Raw genomic sequence first — 20,913 nt, 5'->3', positions numbered from 1 at the left:
CGGTCCGGCCGTCTTTGTCCGTTGTCGTGTCAGATGGAAAACGTCCGCCGGATCGGCGGCCCGATCAGCGGCCCGGTCAGCGGGGTGCCGGTCCGAACGGGCGGCGAAGCCGGAGGCCGGCCGGGATCGGCGGCACCGCGCAGGCGCGGCGACGAAACGGTGCAAAGGGCGGCCCTGAGGCGACAGGTCTGGGGGCCATTGGCCCGGACGGGAAACGGGTCGATCCGTTATGGTCCACTGAAGTGTTCTCCTGGTTGCGCGTGCCCAGGCGCCGCCTTCTTGTTTTTGGTGCGGCGCCCGGTCGTGTCGAAGCGACCTCTCGGCTGGTCGTTCGGGCTGACGGTTGGCTTCTCGTCTCTCTCGGTCTGTGATCGCGCCTTTTGGCTTGTTACGCCGTCGGCTTCTTCGGTTTTTTATCGTCGGGCCTTTCTGGTTGGCCCTTGTTTGGGCTTCGGGGTCCGTCAGGCGCCCCCTTCGCCGGTTGTCGCGTGTCCTGGCCGGTGTTCCGGCCGCCCGGGCGGTCCGGTCCCGTCCTGCGGCCGGATCAGTGCATCCAGCATCAGTTTAGCCGATTCCGGGTCATGGATTCTCTGCTCAAAATCGACGCGGGCGACGTACCCCCCGCGTCGCAGGTCGCATCCCTCCGGGTCCACCCCGGTCAGGCTCCAGCTTTTCCCATCCCCGCTTCCGTCCTGATCGGTGGAGGGAACCAGCCGGGGGCCGTACCCCTCGCCGTTCAGGCGGTCGAGCAGTTCCGCCTCCCCCGCCGTCAGCGCCGGGGCGGAGGCGGGCAGGTCCAGCTCGGCGGCGGACAGCCAGTGGATGCGGCCGAAGCCGGCGACCAGATGAGCGCGCTCCACCGTCACGCGGTAGATGGCGAAGTCGGCGAAGCCGGCATAGAAGGCGGCGTCGGGATGGCGGCGCAGATAGCGCGCCCGGTGGGCGGGATCGTCCGACCGTTCGGCGCGGCCCAGCACCGACAGGCGCGCGCCGGTCAGCGGCTGCGCCAGCCCGGCGGTGCCGTCGAACAGCAGCCCGACCCGGCTGTCGGCCAGCAGGTTGCGGGTGTGGTCGGCCAGCGTGGAAAGCAGAAGCAGCGGGCTGCCGTCATGATCGAACGCCACCAGCACCAGCGAGGGGTAGGGCCAGCCGGCGGCTTGAGCGTTGCCGGTGTCGTCCGGCCGCTGGGCGGTCGCCAGCGCGGCGCGGTCGCAGGCGCGCATCAGGCGCCGGGCGCTGCTGGCCGGAGCCGTGCCGCCCGGGCGGTCGCCGGGAGGCGTCGCGTCCTCCTTGCCGTCCGGAGCGGTGCCGGCCGGAGAGGACGCCGAAGAGGCGTTCAGAAAACTCATTCCAAAACGAGTGCGTTCTCCCGCGCGGCACCGTTGTTCGGCGCCGCATTGCCGCCATATTGGACCATACAAATGCTGCGGGAAAAGAGAAAACTGCCGCTGGTACCTGGACTCTGGCATAAAGTATTGGGATGACCACTCGGCCTATGCCTGATGTTTCCGCTAACATTTCAGGTCCCGCCCCGCTCGACCGTTCCGTCCTGACCGATTGGGAAGCTGTTACGACCATGGCCCACACCGTCGCCCTGGTGGATGACGACCGCAACATCCTGGCCTCCGTCTCCATCGCCCTGGAGGCCGAAGGTTTCGACGTGCGCACCTACACCGACGGCGCCGAGGCGCTGCGCGGCCTGAGCCAACGCCCGCCCGACCTCGCCGTGCTCGACATCAAGATGCCGCGCATGGACGGCATGGAGTTGCTGCAACGTCTGCGTCAGACCAGCCACATCCCCGTCATCTTCCTGACCAGCAAGGATGACGAGCTGGACGAGCTGATGGGCCTGCGCATGGGTGCCGACGACTACATCAAGAAGCCCTTCTCGCAGCGGCTGCTGATCGAGCGCATCCGGGCGCTGCTGCGGCGCGAGGCCCTGCGCGGCGAGACGGCGGATGCCGACCCCGGCCAGATCATCACCCGCGGCCCGCTTCTGCTGGACGGCGCCCGCCATGCCTGCAGCTGGAAGGGCCAGCCGATCGACCTGACGGTGACGGAGTTCCTGCTGGTCCGGGCGCTGGCCCAGCGGCCGGGCCATGTGAAGAACCGCGACCAGCTGATGGACGCGGCCTATGGCGAGCATGTCTACGTCGACGACCGCACCATCGACAGCCACATCAAGCGGCTGCGCAAGAAGTTCAAGGCGGTCGATCCCGACTTCGCCCAGATCGAAACGCTCTATGGCGTCGGCTACCGGTACAAGGAGTAGGCCGGTGCCGGCGACCGGCGGAGTGGGCCCCAAGGAGAGGCCGGCGCGGCGGCGCGGTGTCTCGCCGCTGACCCTGCGCATCCTGGCGGTGAACGTGCTGGCGTTGCTGGTGCTGCTGGCCGGGCTGCTCTATCTCGGCCGCTACCAGGACCGGCTGATCCAGGCGGAGACCGAGGCGCTGGCGACGGAGGCGCGCATCTTCGCTTCGGCACTGGGCGAGGGCGCGGTGAACCGCATCCTGACGGCTCCCTCCCCCACCGGGGACGAGGGGGGCGAGCGGTTCGAGCTGGCGCCCGAGCTGGCCCGCCCGATGGTCCGCCGGCTGGCGGAGGCGACGGCGACCCGCACCCGCCTGTACGACATCGACGGGCACATGCTGTCCGACAGCCGCGTGCTGGTCGGCTCACAGGGGCGCATTGAGATCCGCGAGCTGCCCTCGCCGCCCGCCGGCGACCCGGTCAGCCGCGCGATCAACGACCTCTACACCCGCCTGATCGACGTGGTGCCCAGCCGCGAGGGGCTGCCGGCCTACCGCGAGACGCCCGGCCGGCCCAACCCCGACGTGGAGCGGGCGCTTGGCGGCGAGGCGGCGGCCACCGTCTGGCGCGTCGACGGCGAGGGCGGCGACCCGGAGCTGCTGCTGACGGTGGCGGTGCCGGTGCAGCGCTACCGCGAGGTGCTGGGTGCGGTGCTGCTGGCACGCAGCGGCGGCGAGATCGACCGGGCCATCCGCTCCGTCCGCTTCGACATCCTGCGGGTGTTCGGCGTGGCGCTGCTGGTGACGATCGGCCTGTCCTTCTATCTGGCCGGCACTATCGCCCGGCCGATCCGCCGGCTGGCCCAGGCCGCCGACCGGCTGCGCACCAGCCACGGCCGCCATGCCGGCATCCCCGACCTGACCCGCCGCGGCGACGAGATCGGCGAGTTGTCCGGCGTGCTGCGCGAGATGACCGACGCGCTGTGGACGCGGATGGACGCCATCGAACGCTTCGCCGCCGACGTCGCCCACGAGATCAAGAACCCGCTGACCTCGCTGCGGAGCGCGGTGGAAACCGCCGGCCGGGTCAGCGACCCGCGCCACCGCGACCGGCTGATGGCGATCATCGCCGACGACGTGCAGCGGCTGGACCGGCTGATCAGCGACATCTCCAACGCCTCGCGCCTCGACGCCGAGCTGTCACGGGCGGAGCCGGAGCCGGTGGACATCGGCCTGCTGCTGACCATGCTGGCCGAGCTGCGCCAGACGGTTGCCGAAACCGTGGACGAGACGGTGGCTGCCGGCGGTGGGGAAGCGCCCGGGGAAGGCGGCGCAGAGGACGGCCGGTCCATGCCGCCCCGCGTCGTGGTCGACATTCCCGCGGGCGAGCGGCTGGTGGTGCCGGGGCTGGAGGGGCGGCTGACCCAGGTGTTCCAGAACCTGATCGACAACGCCCTGTCCTTCTCGCCGCCCGGCGGGGTCGTGCGGCTGGCCGCCCGGCGCACCGGCCGCACCGTGACGGTGGTGGTGTCCGACCAGGGGCCCGGCATCCCCGAGGGGAAGGAGGAGGCGATCTTCGACCGCTTCTATACCGAACGCCCGGCGGGCGAGAAGTTCGGCACCCATTCCGGTCTGGGACTTTCGATAGCAAAGCAGATAGTCAGTGCACACAACGGTTCGATAACCGTGCGAAACCGTCAGGTATCGGAGGGGGCAGTCGAGGGCGCCGACTTCACAGTTACCCTGCCTTTGCTATGAGACCTTCGACTAAAATACATACATCCTCCCCACTATCGGGTGGACAAGCCCGGCTTATCGGCCGATCATGAAGGCGGTCGTTCTCGCTTGCCGGCTGACGCGGCGGCCGGTCCCTGTCGGCCCGGTTGCATTCTTCCGCTCTATGCGGTGATCGGAGGGTGGCCATCCCCCGGAACGAATATGTGGGGTTGCCATGCCTGAGTCCGCTCCGCCCGAGTCGCTCGCGAACAGATTGTCCCCGCGGGATGGCCGTTCCCGCGGACACGCTCCGGGGAAGCCGAGGTCGTCGATCTCCGCCGCTACCGGCTGGCCCGCCTGATCCGCGATGCCGGACGGCAGCAGGGGGAATTGGCCCGCCTGATGCGGGACGGCGCGCGGGAGCGCAACCAGCTGGCGGAGGCGCTGCAGGGCGCGCAACGCCATCTCGCCAGCATCGCCGACAGCTACAAGGTCCTGCTGGTGCGGCTGCAGCGGGAAAAGGACTTCCGCGACGCCTGCCAGGAGGCGGCGGAGCTGGAGGATCTGGACGAGATGATCCGCCGCCGCGACGCCCTTGCCCTGGAACTGGAGGCGATCCGCCGCACCCCACGCGGGCTTGCCGGCGGCTGATCGGCTGCGCATGCGGTCTCCTCCCGTGTTCCGGCCGGGCGTGAACCGCGCCGAAAGAACGGGGGCAAGCGGATGGGGGATCCCGGTCAGGTTTCCTCTCCTGACCAGTCGGGCCACCGTTCCGTTTCCATTGACAGAACCCGCGCCACGTCTCACCTTCGCCAGACTATGGTGACGATTCACGGCACCTGCGTCTTGCTCTCCGACATCGGCGTGCTGCTGCGCGGGGAGTCCGGACGAGGAAAATCGGATTTGGCCTTGCGACTGATCGACGGCGGCGCCCGGCTGGTCTCTGATGACCGGGTGGCGTTGCGCGCCGGTTCCGGACGGCTGACCGCTTCCGCCCCGCCGGCCCTGGCCGGGCTGCTGGAGGTGCGGGGCGTCGGCATCCTGCCGGTCCCGTCCGTCGCGTCGGCCGATGTCGGGCTGGTCGTCGATCTGGTCGCGCGCGAGGAGGTCGAACGCCTGCCGCAGGAGGAGGCCGAGATGCTGATGGGCATCGCCCTTCCCCGGCTGGGCCTGCACGCCTTCGACGCCTCCACCCCCGCCAAGATCCGCCTTGCCGCCGCCAGCCTGCGCGACGGTCGGCTGGAGCGGGTGCCCGCCGGCCTGTCGGTTCAGCCCAACCAGGCCCAATCCACCCCGGCCCAATCCATCCCGGTCATGCCATGACCCTGTCCGACGTGCCGTCCGATCCCGCCACCGGCGTGCTGCCCAACCCTTCGACGGCCCGCGGCCGCATCGTGCTGGTCACCGGCCTGTCGGGAGCCGGCATGTCGGTGGCGCTGAAGGCGCTGGAGGATCTGGGGTACGAGGCGGTCGACAACCTGCGCCTGTCGCTGGTTCCCGCCCTGATCCAGCAGGCCGACCCGAAGCGCCGGCCGCTGGCGCTGGTGATCGACAGCCGGACCCGCGACTTTTCCGCGCAGAACTTCCTGGACGAGCTGGCGGAGCTGCGCGGCCGCGACGACCTGGACGTCAGCCTGGTCTTCCTCGATTGCGGCGACGAGGTTCTGCAGCGCCGCTTCACCGAGACGCGCCGCCGCCACCCGCTGGCGGAGGACCGGACGGTGCCTGACGGCATCCAGCGCGAACGCGCCCTGCTGTTCCCGCTGAAGGAGGAAGCCGACGTCACGATCGACACGACGCAACTGTCCATTCACGATTTGCGGCGCATCCTGTCCGGGCATTTCCGGCGTGACGCCCAGGCAGCCCTGCAGGTGTTCGTGACCTCCTTCTCCTTCCGCCAGGGTCTTCCACGCGAAGCCGATCTGGTCTTCGACGTGCGGTTCCTGACCAACCCGCATTACGACCCGGAGCTTCGGCCGCTGACCGGCCTGAACCCGGCCGTCGCGGCGCGGGTGGAAAGCGACCCCGATTTCCCCGCCTTCTTCCGGAACCTGACGGAGCTGCTGCGTCCGCTGCTGCCCCGCTACAACCAGGAAGGAAAGAGCTATCTGACCATCGCCATCGGCTGCACCGGCGGCAAGCACCGGTCGGTCTTCATCGCCGAACGGCTGGCCGCCTGGCTGAAGGAGCAGAGGCTGCGGGTCAGCCTGAGCCACCGCGAGCTGGACCGGCTGGGGCTGCGCACTGCCGGGCAGACGGGCACATCGGCCGGCACCCAGACTGGCAACATGGGATGATGCAAATTGCGCCTTGACGACCATACGTCCAACCAACGATCCAGATGCGATGCGGGCGGTTGCCTTGCGGCAGCGGTCCTCGCGCAGGTCTCCGGGGAGGACCCAACCTTGAAGGATGTCCCATGATCGGTATGGTTCTTGTCACCCACGGGCGGCTGGCCGAGGAATTCATCGCCGCGCTGTTCCACGTGGTGGGCGAACAGCAGCAGGTGCGCGCAGTGTGCATCGGCCCGGACGACGACATGGAACAGCGCCGCCAGGACATCCTGAACTCGGTGGCGGAGGTCGACGACGGGTCGGGTGTCGTGGTGCTGACCGACATGTTCGGCGGCACGCCGTCCAACCTCGCCATCTCCATCATGGACAAGGCGAAGGTGGAGGTGATTGCCGGCGTCAACCTGCCGATGCTGATCAAGCTGGCCAGCGTGCGGAAGACCGAGCCGCTCGACAAGTCGGTGATCGCCGCCCGCGACGCCGGGCAGAAATACATCAACGTCGCTTCCACCCTCCTGTCGGACTGAAACCGCCCTCGATGAGCCCTCCCGACGAAACGGCGCCCGCCGACGGCGAAATCCGCCGCACCGCCACCATCACCAACCAGCGCGGCCTGCACGCCCGCGCCTCGGCCAAGTTCGTGAAGCTGGTCGCCACCTTCGACGCCGAGATCTCGGTGCGCCGCGGCGAGTCCGTCGTCTCCGGCGAATCGATCATGGGGCTGATGATGCTGGCCGCCGGCCCCGGCACCACGGTGGAACTGCGCGCGACCGGCACCGACGCCGACGCGGCGATGGACGCCCTCCTGGACCTGATCAACCGCAAGTTCGATGAAGAGTGACCTGCCCTCCACCGGCGTGGCCAACGGCCCCGTGGCCGGTCCGGATCGCGGCGGCTCGGGCGGTGTCCCGTCGCCAGAATCTTGGAGCGGTTCTGGGAGCGGTTCGGCGCGCGCCCTGCGCGGCCTGGGCGTGTCGCCCGGCATCGCCATCGGCCCGGCCCATGTGGTGGAAAGCGGCGCCGTCTCCATTCCCGAATACGCCGTCGCGCCCGACGCAGTCGAGGCGGAGGTCGCCCGCTTCAACGAGGCGGCGGCCAAGGCCCGGCGCCAGATCAAGAAGCTGAAGAGCAAGGCGCTGGTCCTGCCCGATTCGGCGTCGGAAGAGATCGGCTTCCTGCTGGACGCCCACCTGTCGATGGTCACCAACTCGCGCCTGACCCGCGGGGTGGAGCATCGCATCAAGCAGGACCGGGTCAATGCCGAGGCCGCCATCCAGGCGGAAATCACCGCCATCGCCGCGACCTTCGCCGGCATGGACGACGCCTATCTGGCCGGCCGCATCGACGACATCCGCGAGGTCGGGCGGCGGTTGACCCGCAACCTGATGAAGCAGGAATACCGGGCCTTCAGCAACCTGCCGCCCGGCAGCATCATCCTGGCGGAGGAGCTGACCCCCGCCGACACGGCCCTGCTCGACCCCGCCGTCGTCGGCGGCTTCGCCACCGTGCTGGGCGGGGCGGAAGGGCACACGGCGATCCTCGCCCGCTCGCTCGGCCTGCCGGCGGTGCTGGGCGCGCCCGGCCTGCTGGCCGGGGTGCGCAACGGCGTGACGGTGATCGTCGATGGCCTGCAGGGCCGCGTGCTGATCGACCCGCCGGCCGACGTGCTGGCGGAGTATGGCGAGCGCCGCGCCGCGCGCGAACGCGAGCGCCAGGGGCTGAAGAGCCTGCGCAAGCTGCCGGCCGTCACCCGCGACGGCACCGCGGTGACGCTGATGGCGAACCTGGAACTGCCGCGCGACCTGGACCAGGCGCTGGAGCACGGCGCCCAGGGCATCGGCCTGCTGCGGACCGAGTTCATGTTCATGAACCGTGACCATCTGCCCGACGAGGACGAGCAGTACGGCGTGCTGCGCACCATGATCGAGGGGATGGGCGGCCGCACCGTCACCGCCCGCACCATGGATCTGGGCGGCGAGAAGCTGGCCGGCTGGATGGCGGGGCGCTATGGCGAGCCGGCCAACCCGGCGCTCGGGCTGCGCGCCATCCGGCTGGGCCTGCGCGAACCGAAGCTGCTGGAGACCCAGTTGGCCGCCATGCTGCGCGCCGGGGCGCATGGGCCGCTTCGCATCCTGCTGCCGATGATCGGGTCGGTCGCCGAGGTGCAGAAGGTGCGGGAGATGATGGGGCAGGTCGCCCGCCGCCTGCGCCGCCGCGGCATCGCCATCGCCGATCCGCTGCCGCCGGTGGGGGTGATGGTGGAGGTGCCGGGGGCGGCGCTGTCGGCCGACGCGCTGGCCTATGCCGCGGATTTCTTCGCCATCGGCACCAACGACCTGACCCAGTACACGCTGGCCATCGACCGCGCCGACGAACAGGTCGCCACGCTGTACGACCCGCTGCATCCGGCGGTCCTGCGCCTGATCCAGTTCACGATAGAGGCGGCGCTGCGTGCCCGCATCACGGTGTCGGTCTGCGGCGAGATCGCCGGCGACCCGCGCTATTCCGCGCTCCTGCTCGGGCTCGGGGTGCGGGAGCTGTCGATGGCGCCGCTGGCGGTGCCGGCGGTGAAGAAGCGCATCCGCTCGCTCGACCTGATGGAGGCGAGCAAACGCGCCCGCGTCATCATGGACCAGAGCGACAGTGGGAGAATCGCCACGCTGCTGGACGATTTCAACGCGACGGTGTGAGGGCGTCAGACCCCCTCACTCCTCCTCATCCTCCTCCCAATCATCCTCCTCCCCCTCCGGCGTCGGCGACACCGCCGCATTCCGCACCGCCTCCGGCTCCAGCCGTTCGATCTGCTCGGGGTGGGCGATCTCGATCAACGGACCGTTGCGCAGGGTGATCCAGCCGCGCACGCGCACCCGCCGCCCCTCGAAGGACAGCGGGTCGATGCCGGAGCGGGTGACCTCGCGCATCGCGGCGCGGCCGATATGGACGGTGACGTCGCTGCGCCAGTCGGCACCGAAATTCAGCCAGGCCTCGCCGCCGCTCTTGGTGACGGCCAGCACCACCCCTTCCACCAGCTGGAAGCTGTCGCGGTCGCGGGCAAGCTCCTCGGGATCGGCGGCGTCGCGCACCGCATAGACCCGGCTGCGCCAAAGCCCCCGTCCGGCGTTGCGCGCCGCTTCCTCCCCGGCCAGCAGTTCGGCGGCATAGGCACGGGCGTCGGGGCGGGTGTGGACGCGGGCCAATCCGCGGACGACCAGGGCCGATTGCAGCCACAAGCCGTCCTCCCGCACCAGATGGGCGAGCAGCCGGCCATGGCGGTCGAGCGGCGCCGGTCCGTGCAGGGCGACGCGGCGGCCGAGCGCCAGTTCGGACAGCGCCCGGGTCGCCGCCTCCGCCAGCGGCCAGACGCGGCCGTCGGCCGGGTTGGCGTGGCGCGGCGGCTTGGCGGCTTCGATCCCGGCCAGCCGGACGCGGCGGCCGTCCTCCAGCTCCAGCGTGTCGCCGTCCAGGACGGCGGTGACGCGCAACGGCTCCGCCGACGCGGCACCGGCCAGCAACAGCCAGTTCAGCAGCAAGACCGGCAGCAGGACCGGCAGGCGCGCAAGCGGGAGCGGGACAAGTCGCATCGGGAACGCCGTCGTTGCGGAACATCCGCCGCCGGGCGGGGTTTTGACCGGTATGCCGACCCACGCCCCCTTCCGCAAGCCGTTCCGTGCCGCGCTGGCCGCCCTGTGTTTGGCCGCCCAGTGTTTGGCTGTCGCGTCGCCTGCCCTGATCGCCCCTGCCCCGGCGAAGGCCGGGCTGCTGGACAATGTGCTGTCCGGCGACGAGGCGGCGCTGGGCGCGCAGGAGCATCCCAAGATCCTGGCCCAGTTCGGCGGGGCGGTGAAGGACGCCCGGCTGCAGGGCTATGTCGAGCAGCTGGGCCGCAAGCTGGCCGCCACCACGGAGCGGGCGCGCGAGCCCTGGACCTTCACCGTGCTGGACAGCGAGGTGGTCAACGCCTTCGCCGTGCCTGGCGGTTATGTCTACGTCACCCGCGGCCTGTTGGCGCTGGCCAAGGACGAGGCGGAGGTGGCCGGCGTGCTGGCGCACGAGATCGGCCACATCACCGCCCGCCATTCGGCGCAGCGCCAGACCCGGCAGACCATCGCCGGCATCCTGGCCGCCGGGGTCGGGCTGGTGTTCGGCAACGACACGCTGGCGCAGCTGGCCGGGCTGGGCGGCACCGCGGTGGTCGCCAGCTATTCGCGCGAGCAGGAGCTGGAGGCCGACCAGATCGGCGTCGAGACTCTGCGCCGCGCCGGCTACGACCCCTTCGCCATGGCGACCTTCCTGGAGACCCTGCGCCGCGACAGCCAGTATGAGGGCCTGCGCGCCGGCAACAAGGGAGAGGGCGGATTCGACTTCTTCGCCAGCCATCCGGCGACCGAGGACCGCGTGCGCCGCGCCGCCGACCTTGCCCGCGCCATCCCCCAGGGCGGTGCCCGCCCGCGCGATCCTTACCTGGCGGCGGTCGACGGCATGATCTATGGCGACAGCCCGGAGAACGGCTATGTCCGCGACCGGACCTTCGCCCACCCGCAGCTGGGCATCGCCTTTACTGTGCCGAAGGGCTATTCCCTGCTGAACGGCGCGGAACAGGTGATCGCCAAGGGACAGAACGGCGCCGCCATGGCCTTCGACGGCGGATCGGCGGCGGGCGTCGCCGACCCGGCGTCCTTCCTGACCGGGGTGTGGGGAAAAGGAGCCAACCTGTCCAACCTCCAGCGCATCACCATCGGCGGCATGCCGGCCGCCACCGCCACCACCCGCGGCGAGGCGGAGGGGGAGAGCGCCGACATCCGGCTGGTGGCGATCCGCATGCCGGACGGGCGGATGTACCGCTTCACCTTCCTGGCGCCGGCCGGATCGCTGGCCCGTTTCGATGCCGATTTCCAGGCGACGGCCAACAGCTTCCGCCAGCTGACCGCGCAGGAGGCCGCCCGCTACCGGCCCCGCCGCGTCCAGGTGGCGACCGTGCAGCCCGGCGACAGCGTCGCCGGCTTCGTCCGCCGCATGCCGCAGGAGGCTTACGCCGAGGAATTGTTCCGGATCATCAACGACCTGCCCCCCGGCACGCCGCTGCAGCCGGGGCAACGGGTGAAGGTGATCGTCGGCGAATAGCGGTGTACGCAAGCATCGGCTTGGCCGCATGAAATCCGCGTAAGGATACAGCCCGGCGGGTTGCTCCCGAACGTACGGGCGGGTAGGCTGCGGCGCATGCCCGACAGCCCTTCAGCACGCGTACAGTTGCCTCTGCCCGCCCCGGCGCCGGCCGCGAAAGCGGGCGGGCGGGCAGGCGGCAAGCCGCGGGCGAAGCTGGCGCCCGAACCGGCGAAGCGGCGGCGCCTGCGGCTGCCGATCGCCGCGGTGCTGGTCGCGGGGTTCGGATCGCTGATGCTGGCGGCGGTCGCCAGCGTTCTGGTGCTGGGGCTGGTCAGCGCCAGCACCAACACCTTCGCCCTGCTGAACGACAAGGCCGATCTGGCGCTGGCCGGGGTGGAGGTGCGGGTGCGCCACCAGCTCGACCCCGCTCGGGAGATGGCGCGCTTCGTCGCCGGGCTGGTCGAGCGCGGCGACCTGCAGGCGAATGACGGCACGGCGATGACCGACACGCTGCGCGGCGCGCTGGCCGGGGCGCCGGACGTGACCGGGCTGGCCTTCATCCGCCCGGACCTGACCGGGGTGCGCGTCGGCCGGCTGAACGGCGGGCTGGTGGCCGAGCCCTTCGACATGCAGGGCGAAAGCGACATCCCGCCGGAAATCCTCGACGGCCCCAATCGCAGCGCCGCCAGCTGGGCCGACCCGCGCTGGCTGAAGGAGGCGCAGAACAGCTTCCTCACCCTGTACCAGCCGGTGCGGCGCGACGGCCGCTATCTGGGGCAGGTGGCGGTCGGCGTGTCGCTGGGCGACCTGTCGCGCTTCCTGTCGGTGCTGTATGTGGAGCAGGGGCTGAACGCCTTCGTGCTGTACGACCACAGCCATGTGCTGGCCCATCCGGCGCTGGTCGGCCGCAGCTTCGATTTTTCCGGCAAGCTCGACGGACCGCCGCTGCCGCGGATCGATCAGGTGGACGATCCAGCGCTGGCGGCGCTGTGGACCAGCGGCGTCCCGGTCCAGTCGCTGAAGAAGCGGGTGGAGGCACGCGGCGTGCGCGTGCTGGGCAGCGACTACATCTTCCTGACCCGCGGCATGGCGGGGTATGGCCAGCAGGACTGGATCATCGGCATCGGCTATCGCGACGGCGAGATGGGCGTCGAGATCCGCCGGCTCTACATCACCGGCGCCGTGGGCCTCGCCATCCTGCTGGTGTCGGTCGGGGTGGCGTTGCTGGTCGGGCGGCGGATCAGCCGGCAGGTGGCCCGGTTGGCCGAAGCCGCCGACCGCGTCCGCGCCTTCGAATTCCGCACCATCGCCGACCTGCCGGACTCCCGCCTGCGCGAGATGGCGCGCGCCGCCACCGCCTTCAACGCCATGGTCGCCGGCCTGCGCTGGTTCGAGACCTATGTGCCCAAGGCGCTGGTGCTGCGCCTGATGCGCCAGCGCGAGACCGAGGGCGGGCTCGATTCCGTCCAGCGCGAGGTGACGGTGATGTTCACGGACATCCGCGGCTTCTCGCGCATGGCCGAGCATATGGCCGCCGCCGACACCGCCACCCTGCTGAACGAGCATTTTACCCTGCTGGCCGCCTGCATCGAGGCGGAAGGCGGCACGGTGGACAAGTTCATCGGCGATTCCCTGATGGCCTTCTGGGGCGCGCCGGAAGCGCAGGAGGACCATGCCGCCCGTGCGCTGCGTGCCGCGCTTGCCATCCATCACGCGATCCGCGCCGACAACCGCCGCCGCGTCGCCGCCGGGCAGGCGCCGATCCATGTCCGCGTCGGCCTGCACAGCGGCCCGGTGGTGGTGGGCAACATCGGCTCCGACAGCCGGATCAACTACACCATCGTCGGCGACACGGTGAACGTCGCCGCCCGCATCGAGGAACTGTCGGGCGGACTCCAGGGCGACGCCGAGGTGATCGTGCTGACCAGCGGCGTCACCGCCGCCAAGGGCAAGGACGCCGTCCCGCTGGTCCGCCAGGGTGGCCGCTCGCTGCGCGGCCGCACCGGCATGACCGAACTCTGGCGCCTCGTGCTGGAGGAGGAGAAGAAGGACGCGGCAAAGCCGGCGGCGCCGTCGGGCGCCAATGCCACGCCATCCCAAGCACCTTCTCCCGGGCCGGCAGAGGGCATCAAGCCCGCCTTTGCAGGTAAGGATACACCCTGAACCGGGCCGATGTTTCCAGCTAAGTTATTGATAAAACTGGAAACACCCTTGCCCCTATCCTTACGTCAACGCCAGCCGCGCCGGCCGCCGCGGCGGTCGTCCTCGTCGAACAGTTCGGCCAGCTTGTTCATCATCGTGCCGCCCAGCTGCTCCGCATCGACGATGGTCACGGCGCGGCGGTAGTAGCGGGTCACGTCGTGGCCGATGCCGATGGCCACCAGTTCCACCGGCGAGCGGGTCTCGATCTGCTCGATGGTCTGGCGCAGGTGGCGTTCCAGGTAGTTGCCGGCATTCACCGACAGGGTGGAGTCGTCCACCGGTGCGCCGTCGGAGATCACCATCAGGATGCGGCGCTGTTCCGGCCGGCCGAGCAGGCGGTTGTGCGCCCACTGCAGCGCCTCGCCGTCGATGTTCTCCTTCAGGATGCCTTCGCGCAGCATCAGGCCCAGATTCTTGCGGGCGCGGCGCCACGGCATGTCTGCCGCCTTGTAGACGATGTGGCGCAGGTCGTTCAGCCGGCCGGGATGCGCCGGCTTGCCAGCGGCGACCCAGGCCTCGCGCGCCTGTCCGCCCTTCCAGGCGCGGGTGGTGAAGCCCAGCACCTCCACCTTCACCGCGCAGCGTTCCAGCGTGCGGGCGAGGATGTCGGCGCTCATCGCGGCGATGGAGATCGGCCGGCCGCGCATGGAGCCGGAATTGTCGATCAGCAGCGACACCACCGTGTCGCGGAAGTCCATCTCCTTCTCCTTCTTGAAGGAGAGCGGCAGGACCGGGTTGGCGACGACGCGGGCCAGCCGGGCGGCGTCGAGGATGCCTTCCTCCAGGTCGAAGTTCCAGGAGCGCTGCTGCTTGGCCATCAGCCGGCGCTGCAGCCGGTTCGCCAGCTTGGAGATCACGCCCTGCAGATGCTGCAGCTGTTGGTCCAGCAGGTGGCGCAGCCGCTCCAGCTCCGCCGGGTCGCAGAGGTCGGCGGCATCGACCACCTCATCGAACTGGGTGGTGAAGGCCTTGTAGGCGTTGGGATCGGGCTCGTTGCGGCGGTTGACGTCGTTGCGCCAGGGCTGGCCGGGGCCGGCGGGCTCCTCCGCCCCCTCGCCCTCGCCCATCTCCATGTCGCCTTCCTCGCCGGCACCCTCCTCGGCGCTGTCGCCAGCCTCCGACGAATCCTGCATCTCGGACGAGGCCATGGATTCGGACTCGGACTGGTCCTCGTCCTGACCGCGGGTCTGGCCGCTTTCGGGCGAATTCTCATCCTCGGAGGACTGGGTCTGCTGGTCCTCCTCCTCTTCCTGGTCGGCTTCCTGACCGACTTCCATGTCGAGGTCGGCCAGCAGCCGGCGCACGGCCTTGGCATAGGCTTCCTGGTCGCCGGCGTAATTCGCCAGCCCCTTCATGTCCTTGCCCAGCCGCTCCTCGATCCAGGGGCGCCAGAGATCGACGGCATGGGCGGCGGCGGGCGGCGGTGCAGCGCCGGTCATCGCCTCGCGCGCCATCAGTCGCAGCGCCTCGGACAGCGGCACCTGCCCGCGGTCCTCGACGCGGTCGAGGCCCTGGCGCGTGTAACGGTCGTCCAGCGCCGCTTCGAGATTGTGGGCGACGCCGGCCATGTCGCGGCTGCCCAGCGCCTCGCAGCGCGCCTGTTCCAGTGCGTCGTAGGCCTGGCGCGCCGCGTCGCCCAGCGGCATGCGGTGGGCATGCACCGTGGCGTCGTGATAGCGCAGCCGCAGCGCCACGGCATCGGCCGCCCCGCGCAGCTTGGCGACCTCGACCGGGTTCAGGTCGCGCGCCGGCAACGGCACCCGCACCCGCTGGCCCGACAGCCCCGGCGGATCGGATGAAAAGCCCACCTGCACCTCCGCCCGCCGGGACATGGCGCGCACCGTGGCGGTGGTGGACCGCTTGAAGGCCTCGACGGGGAGTCGTTCTGGGTGGTCATCGCGGGGCGTCTTTGTTCTTGGGTAAAGTTAAGGCGCGGTGGGCAAGATTGACACGGATTTCACGGATTTAGACACGGATTTTCTAATGCATCAGTACCCGCTTGACCGTAAGGCTAGGCGCGGCGAAGTTGAACAAGAGTCCAACCGGCAGTCCGCTGACCCGCAGATAATTCAAAACTTGGCGGCTATGGGCTTGAACAAGCGCTTCACAGACCTTCAGTTCCACAATCACCTGCCGCTCAACAACAAGGTCAGCGAAATAGCTGCCGACCGCATCGCCTTTGTAAAGCACCTTGAAAGGCACTTCCGTGGCTGCTGCCAAGCCGCCATCGGACAACTCACGAAGCAGTGCCTTTTTATAGACCTGCTCGGCAAACCCATGCCCCAATGCGGCGTGAACCGCGAAGGCGGCACCGATGACTCGCTCGGTCAAGCGGTCGAGATCGGCACCCAGGCTCACCTTCATCCGTGAAATCCGTGTTTTGATCCGTGAAATCCGTGTGAATCCTTGTATGCCGCGCCCCGGCTTCACCGAAGGACAGGGCGCAACGCACAAGATCACACGAGGTTCGCCTGGACCCCCGTCTCCGGCAACTCCACGCCGAAGCAGCGCTGGTAGTATTCGGCCACCGTCGGACGCTCCACCTCGTCGCACTTGTTGAGGAAGGTGATGCGGAAGGCGAAGGCGACGTCGTTGAAGATCTTCGCGTTCTCGGCCCAGGTGATGACCGTGCGCGGGCTCATGACGGTGGAGATGTCGCCGTTGATGAAGCCGGCGCGGGTCAGGTCGGCCAGACGCACCATCGACGCCACCGTGTCGCGGCCCCTGGCGTCCTCGTAGGACTTCACCTTGGCCTGGACGATCTTCACCTCGGCGTCGACCGGCAGGTAGTTCAGCGTCGCGACGATGTTCCAGCGGTCCATCTGGCCCTGGTTGATCTGCTGCGTGCCGTGATACAGGCCGGTGGTGTCGCCGAGGCCGACGGTGTTCGCGGTGGCGAACAGGCGGAAGGCCGGGTGCGGGCGGATGACGCGGTTCTGGTCGAGCAGCGTCAGCTTGCCTTCCACCTCCAGCACGCGCTGGATCACGAACATCACGTCGGGGCGGCCGGCGTCATACTCGTCGAACACCAGGGCGCAGGCATGCTGCAGGGCCCAGGGCAGGATGCCCTCGCGGTATTCGGTGACCTGCACGCCGTCGCGCAGGACGATGGCGTCCTTGCCCATCAGGTCGATGCGGCTGATGTGGCTGTCCAGGTTGACGCGGATGCAGGGCCAGTTCAGCCGCGACGCCACCTGTTCGATGTGGGTCGACTTGCCGGTGCCGTGATAGCCCTGGACCATGACGCGGCGATTGTAGGCGAAGCCGGCGAGGATGGCCAGCGTCGTGTCCCGGTCGAACCGGTAGGCGCTGTCGAGGTCGGGCACATGCTCCGAGCGCTGGCTGAAGGCCGGCACCTGCATGTCGCTGTCGATGCCGAAGACCTCACGCACCGAGACCGTCGTGTCGGGCTTGTGGTCGAACAGGGCCGAGCTGGCCTGGGTCGCTCCTTGGGAAGCCATGGGTGGTTTCTTACGTTCCAGCGAGTGTCGGTTGTCCGGCGGCCGCGGGATTGACCCGGCCCGCCAACGGGGTTTCAGGCAGCATAACAGGCTTTCAGCGTATTGTAGGCCTGATTGATTTCTTTCAGGCGTTCTTCCGCAGCCTTGTCGCCGCCGTTGGCATCGGGATGATGCTTTTTCGCAAGCTCCCGATAGCGTGCTTTGATCCGTGCGAAGTCCACCGGCGGAGTCAGCTCAAGGACCGCCAGCGCCTTTTCCTCGTCGGTGCGGGCGTGATGGCGCCGATGCGCTTTTTCCTCATCCTTCGTCTTGCCGGTGTCCTGGCCGAACTCGAAACTGAAGCCGTTGACCACGCGGTCGCGGATGAAGCGCTCCTGCGTCGCCCATTTGCCGAGCGGCCAGCTCGGCCGCTGCCAGGTGGTGTCGCGCCGCACCTCCGCCTCGATCTGGTCGGTGGACATGCCGGCGTAATAGTCCCAGGCGCGGTTGTACTCCCGGACATGGTCCAGGCAGAACCACCAGTATTCGTTGAGGCTGCTGCGGCTTTTCGGCGCACGGTATTCGCCGGCGGCGACGCACTCGGGGTGGTCGCACACACGGGTGGCCGCACGCGGGGCGGCATAGCTGTCGTAACTGGAGCGGGCGCGGTTCCTGGTCATCGGGCAAGTATGGGAAGAGCCGAAGCCTCTGGCAAGCACGCCGAATCGGGCTTCCGTCATCCGCAACGCGCGGGTCGCGGCGCTTGACAGACGGGGAATCGCGCCCTCTCCTTTCCGGTGCGGTCCGCCGGGAATTCCTTGCCCCTGCCGCCGCCCTTCCACCGCTCATGCGAGAAAAACCGGGACCCCGCCATGGAATACGCCACCCGCATCCGCGAGAAGCTGACCGCCGGACTGGCGCCCGACCGGCTGGAGGTGGTCGACGACTCCGCCCGCCATGCCGGCCATGCCGGCGCGGACGCCGCGGGCGAGACCCATTTCCACGTCACCGTCGTCTCCGCCGCCTTCGCCGGCAAGTCGCGGGTGGAACGCCAGCGCATGGTCTACGCCCTGCTGGCCGACGAACTGCGCGAACGGGTGCATGCGCTGGGCCTGACCACCCACGCCCCGGGCGAAGCCGGGGCCTGAACCGCCGGCGATACCGCCCCCGTCAACACTCGCCCGCCGCCCCCAAAGTAACGCGCGGTTGAGGGGCTGAAATAGCATACATATGAATGCAACTACGAGTCGATTTCAGGAAATGTTGTAAGAATGGAAGACGCGTGCGTGGTTGCAATTCCCGCTGCGTTTAGTAAAGTGCGATATATGCAACCATTTATCGCGCCGTGGCGGACACATACTTCGCATGTCCGCCGGCGGCTTCGTGGAAGGGGCTGCGGATGGCGAAGCGTGGGCCGAAGAAAAAGCGGGTGAACACTCCACAGGCGGGGGTGGAACCGTTGAGAAGCCAGAACATCATGATCGGCGGACATCGCACGAGCATGCGGCTGGAACCGTCGATGTGGGATGCTCTGGAGGATATCGGCCGTCGGGAAGGTCTGACCGTCAATCGTCTCTGCACGCAGATCAAGGAACGGATCGAGGAGCAGGCGCGCCGCCGCGGCATCAGCCCCGAGGATGCGGACGTCACCCTGACCTCCGCCGTGCGTGTCTTCATCGCGTCCTATTACCGGCGGGCCTGCACGGAGGACGGTCATCTGCGCGCCGGCCATGGCGGCAGCGATCCGTTCATCGGCACGCCCTTCGAACTGCCGGCGGCCGACGACGTCGACGGCAGCCAGTCCACGGTCGCGGCGGGCGGCAGCTTTCCCGCCGGCGGCGGCAGCCAATCCGCATCGCCGGGCAGCCGCCTGGAGGCTTGAACGCGCGCGGCTGTGCGGCGGACACCGGCCGTCCGCCCTGCTCTTCCGTCACCCTTTGGAACAGCGAAACCTATTCCGCCGCTTCATCGCGCGCGGAGTCTTCCTTTCGGTCGCCGGTGTAGTGGGCCGGCCAATGCTTGCGCACCACTTCGCCGTTGCTGTCGAAGATGTGGCACATGTTCAGCAGGACCGGCCGCTTGCCGTCTTCGTGGGGCGGCTTGCCGGCCGCTTTCGCCCGTTCGGCCGCCTCGCGGGCCAGGATCGGGTAGACGGTCTGGAAGGCGGTGGTGGCCAGCGGACCCAGCAGTTCCACCAGATGGGTGCAGCCCTTCGGGCCGCCCAGCCGGTCCTTCACCGCACGGGTCCAGCCCGGACCGATGCGCAGGCCGACCAGCTGCTGGAACTGCGGCGTGATGCTGCCGCAGGCGTTGTAGGGGCTGTGCTCGGTCACCGCCTCCACCGCCTGGACGGTCAGCTTGTCGTCGACTGTCAGGCGCATCCACATCTGGTGGATCGGCGTTCCCGGCTCCAGATGCCCGCGCTCCTCGGTTTGGAAGCCATAGCTCTTGACGTCGGTCAGGTGGCCTTCGATGTCCCACAGCCCGTCGGCGCGCCGGAAGCCCTGGCAGGTGACGCGGCGGGTGTGGATCGGCTCGCGCGCGGCGGGGGCGGACAGCGAGGGCGCGGACATCGGGCTTTCCAGTTCAGCAGGTAGGATGGCTCACCCTCGACTATCGGCGGGGCCGGGCGCCCGGTCAACCCGACCCCGCCGCAACGCAGCGTTACCTATAGGTCAACCTTGCGCTCAGCCGAGCCTGGCCTCCGCCGAATAGCCGGAGCCGAACATATAGGCTTCGCGGCTGCGCAGTTCGTCCTCCAGATGAGCGCGGACGACGGCGAACAGGTCGCGGATCGACACCATGCCGACCACCTCGCCGTCCACCGCGATGGGCAGGTGGCGGTAATGGCGCCGTTCCATCAGGTCGAGCGCGGACAGCGCCGTGGCCGAAGGCTCCAGCGTGTCGGGATCCGCGGTCATCACGGCCGACAGCGGCGTGGTGTCGGGGTCGAGTCCGGCCGCGACCACGCGGGTGGTCATGTCGCGTTCGGTGACGATGCCCTTCAGCGTCCGCCCTTCGGTGACCAGCACCGCGGCGATGCGCTTTTCTGCCATCAGCGTGGCGGCGTCGCGCACGGTGGCGCCGGGCGGCAGGCAGGTCAGTTCCTGGTTCTTGATGACGTCAGGCATCAGTCGGCGTGTCGGCATGTGTCCCATCTCCCTCGTGATTGCAGGTTTTGTGGACGAACGATGCACTCGACCGCGATTTCGCAGCGCGGTATGCCGATCCTGTCAGCTTGATGGACGTATAGTCAATAGAACCGATTGTTAAAAACTGTACATGTTTTTGGAGCGGCCTGCGCGCCCGGCGGTTTTACTGGCCGGATTCCAGCCGCTTGCGTAGGCCTTCGAAGCCGCTCGTGTAGATGCCGGCGATGGTCTTGCGCGCCTCCGCGTCTGGGGCGCCGCTGGCCTCGAAGCTTGACGACCAGGTGATGCGGGTGGTGCGGGCATCGACCGCGCTGAGCCGGATGGTGGAGCTGTAGTTCTTCACCGGCAGCGGCCCGCTCAGCAGCGTGTAGCGCAGCCGGTGCTTGGCGTCGGAGACGGACATCAGCCGTTCCTGGATGGCGCCGCCACCCTTCAGGGCGATGTCGCGCTCCTGCATGCCGCCGGTCTTGCGCAGGGTGCATCCCTCGACGGCAGGGTGCCAGTCGGAGATGGCGCAGAAGGGCGCGATCTGTTTCCACACCTGCTCGACCGGCGCCTTGATCGTCGCCTGTTCGCGGACCTCCAGCGCCAGGGCCGGCACTGCCGCCAGTATCACCGCTCCCAAGGCCGAAATGCCAAGAATTGCCTTCATCGCCCATCCTCCCGTTCCGTTCCGCGGCTGAACGGCCACGGCCTTGGGCGGGAGTATGGGCGGGCGGACACGGCGCCCGCTATTGTGCGAAAGACTGACTATCCGCAA

21 protein-coding genes are annotated in these 20,913 nt (G+C 69.0%); 12 read left to right on the top strand and 9 right to left on the bottom strand.

The genetic code is table 11. From position 1 onward, the window contains the following. Window positions 1-461 precede the first annotated feature (461 nt). Entirely contained in the window at window positions 462-1,349 is an 888-nt protein-coding gene (locus AB8P05_RS08770; protein ID WP_472757668.1) for a HugZ family pyridoxamine 5'-phosphate oxidase, read from the bottom strand. A gap of 227 nt (window positions 1,350-1,576) precedes the next feature. On the opposite strand from AB8P05_RS08770, the gene AB8P05_RS08765 reads away from it, so the two are divergent. The 8 genes from AB8P05_RS08765 (at window position 1,577) to ptsP (ending at window position 8,946) form a co-directional block, all read left to right on the top strand. Next, complete coding sequence (locus tag AB8P05_RS08765) at window positions 1,577-2,272, top strand: response regulator transcription factor (protein WP_472757667.1); 696 nt, start codon at window positions 1,577-1,579, stop codon at window positions 2,270-2,272. Beyond that, window positions 2,244-4,007, top strand: coding sequence for a stimulus-sensing domain-containing protein (locus AB8P05_RS08760; RefSeq protein WP_472757666.1), 1,764 nt, complete (start codon window positions 2,244-2,246; stop codon window positions 4,005-4,007). The genes AB8P05_RS08765 and AB8P05_RS08760 overlap by 29 nt, the downstream gene beginning before the upstream one ends. Window positions 4,008-4,367: 360 nt before the next feature. Continuing rightward, entirely contained in the window at window positions 4,368-4,616 is a 249-nt protein-coding gene (locus AB8P05_RS08755; RefSeq protein ID WP_472757665.1) for a hypothetical protein, read from the top strand. Window positions 4,617-4,784: 168 nt separating this feature from the next. Then, window positions 4,785-5,288, top strand: a complete 504-nt coding sequence (locus AB8P05_RS08750; protein ID WP_472757664.1) for an HPr kinase/phosphorylase — start codon at window positions 4,785-4,787, stop codon at window positions 5,286-5,288. Next, a complete protein-coding gene (gene rapZ, locus AB8P05_RS08745) occupies window positions 5,285-6,262 on the top strand; it encodes an RNase adapter RapZ (protein ID WP_472757663.1) in 978 nt (325 codons plus the stop codon). Before AB8P05_RS08750 ends, rapZ begins: the two co-directional genes overlap by 4 nt. A gap of 122 nt (window positions 6,263-6,384) precedes the next feature. Beyond that, on the top strand, window positions 6,385-6,783 hold the full coding sequence (locus tag AB8P05_RS08740; protein WP_042690507.1) for a PTS sugar transporter subunit IIA: 399 nt from the start codon (window positions 6,385-6,387) through the stop codon (window positions 6,781-6,783). Window positions 6,784-6,794: 11 nt separating this feature from the next. Next, complete coding sequence (locus AB8P05_RS08735; protein WP_149223804.1) at window positions 6,795-7,097, top strand: HPr family phosphocarrier protein; 303 nt, start codon at window positions 6,795-6,797, stop codon at window positions 7,095-7,097. Beyond that, window positions 7,087-8,946 carry a phosphoenolpyruvate--protein phosphotransferase gene (gene ptsP, locus AB8P05_RS08730; protein ID WP_472757662.1) on the top strand — a complete coding sequence of 620 codons (1,860 nt, stop codon included), beginning with the start codon at window positions 7,087-7,089 and terminating at the stop codon, window positions 8,944-8,946. The genes AB8P05_RS08735 and ptsP overlap by 11 nt, the downstream gene beginning before the upstream one ends. 15 nt (window positions 8,947-8,961) lie before the next feature. Here the strand turns inward: ptsP and AB8P05_RS08725 are convergent, their stop codons facing one another. Further along, window positions 8,962-9,837, bottom strand: coding sequence for a thermonuclease family protein (locus AB8P05_RS08725; RefSeq protein ID WP_472757661.1), 876 nt, complete (start codon window positions 9,835-9,837; stop codon window positions 8,962-8,964). 52 nt (window positions 9,838-9,889) lie between these two features. Here AB8P05_RS08725 and AB8P05_RS08720 point away from each other — a divergent pair, with 52 nt between their 5' ends. Both AB8P05_RS08720 and AB8P05_RS08715 read left to right on the top strand, forming a co-directional pair. After that, entirely contained in the window at window positions 9,890-11,377 is a 1,488-nt protein-coding gene (locus tag AB8P05_RS08720) for a M48 family metalloprotease (RefSeq protein WP_472757660.1), read from the top strand. 126 nt (window positions 11,378-11,503) lie between these two features. Continuing rightward, window positions 11,504-13,522 carry an adenylate/guanylate cyclase domain-containing protein gene (locus AB8P05_RS08715; RefSeq protein WP_472757659.1) on the top strand — a complete coding sequence of 673 codons (2,019 nt, stop codon included), beginning with the start codon at window positions 11,504-11,506 and terminating at the stop codon, window positions 13,520-13,522. A gap of 65 nt (window positions 13,523-13,587) precedes the next feature. Here the strand turns inward: AB8P05_RS08715 and cobT are convergent, their stop codons facing one another. The 4 genes from cobT to AB8P05_RS08695 form a co-directional block, all read right to left on the bottom strand. Next, a complete protein-coding gene (gene cobT / locus AB8P05_RS08710; RefSeq protein WP_472757658.1) occupies window positions 13,588-15,393 on the bottom strand; it encodes a cobaltochelatase subunit CobT in 1,806 nt (601 codons plus the stop codon). Between the two features lie 148 nt (window positions 15,394-15,541). Continuing rightward, window positions 15,542-15,925, bottom strand: a complete 384-nt coding sequence (locus AB8P05_RS08705) for a GxxExxY protein (RefSeq protein ID WP_472757657.1) — start codon at window positions 15,923-15,925, stop codon at window positions 15,542-15,544. A 92-nt stretch (window positions 15,926-16,017) separates the two neighbouring features. Further along, window positions 16,018-17,022, bottom strand: coding sequence for a cobaltochelatase subunit CobS (gene cobS / locus AB8P05_RS08700; protein ID WP_455172840.1), 1,005 nt, complete (start codon window positions 17,020-17,022; stop codon window positions 16,018-16,020). A 74-nt stretch (window positions 17,023-17,096) separates the two neighbouring features. After that, entirely contained in the window at window positions 17,097-17,681 is a 585-nt protein-coding gene (locus tag AB8P05_RS08695; RefSeq protein ID WP_462620070.1) for a J domain-containing protein, read from the bottom strand. Between the two features lie 192 nt (window positions 17,682-17,873). On the opposite strand from AB8P05_RS08695, the gene AB8P05_RS08690 reads away from it, so the two are divergent. Together AB8P05_RS08690 and AB8P05_RS08685 are read left to right on the top strand one after the other, a co-directional pair. Further along, the gene (locus AB8P05_RS08690) at window positions 17,874-18,149 is read left to right on the top strand and encodes a BolA family protein (protein WP_085087049.1); all 276 of its coding nucleotides are present in this window, start codon (window positions 17,874-17,876) and stop codon (window positions 18,147-18,149) included. Window positions 18,150-18,430: 281 nt separating this feature from the next. Continuing rightward, window positions 18,431-18,883, top strand: a complete 453-nt coding sequence (locus tag AB8P05_RS08685) for a ribbon-helix-helix domain-containing protein (protein ID WP_455172838.1) — start codon at window positions 18,431-18,433, stop codon at window positions 18,881-18,883. A 70-nt stretch (window positions 18,884-18,953) separates the two neighbouring features. On the opposite strand, the gene AB8P05_RS08680 is transcribed toward AB8P05_RS08685, so the two are convergent. The 3 genes from AB8P05_RS08680 to AB8P05_RS08670 form a co-directional block, all read right to left on the bottom strand. Further along, the gene (locus AB8P05_RS08680; RefSeq protein WP_472757656.1) at window positions 18,954-19,574 is read right to left on the bottom strand and encodes a DUF2889 domain-containing protein; all 621 of its coding nucleotides are present in this window, start codon (window positions 19,572-19,574) and stop codon (window positions 18,954-18,956) included. Window positions 19,575-19,688: 114 nt separating this feature from the next. Continuing rightward, entirely contained in the window at window positions 19,689-20,150 is a 462-nt protein-coding gene (locus AB8P05_RS08675; protein WP_472757655.1) for a CBS domain-containing protein, read from the bottom strand. Window positions 20,151-20,316: 166 nt separating this feature from the next. Continuing rightward, complete coding sequence (locus tag AB8P05_RS08670; RefSeq protein WP_472757654.1) at window positions 20,317-20,805, bottom strand: SRPBCC family protein; 489 nt, start codon at window positions 20,803-20,805, stop codon at window positions 20,317-20,319. Window positions 20,806-20,913 lie beyond the last annotated feature (108 nt).

Source organism: Azospirillum sp. VT-I1, assembly GCF_055698305.1.
This window is presented reverse-complemented; position numbering and strand designations above follow the sequence as displayed.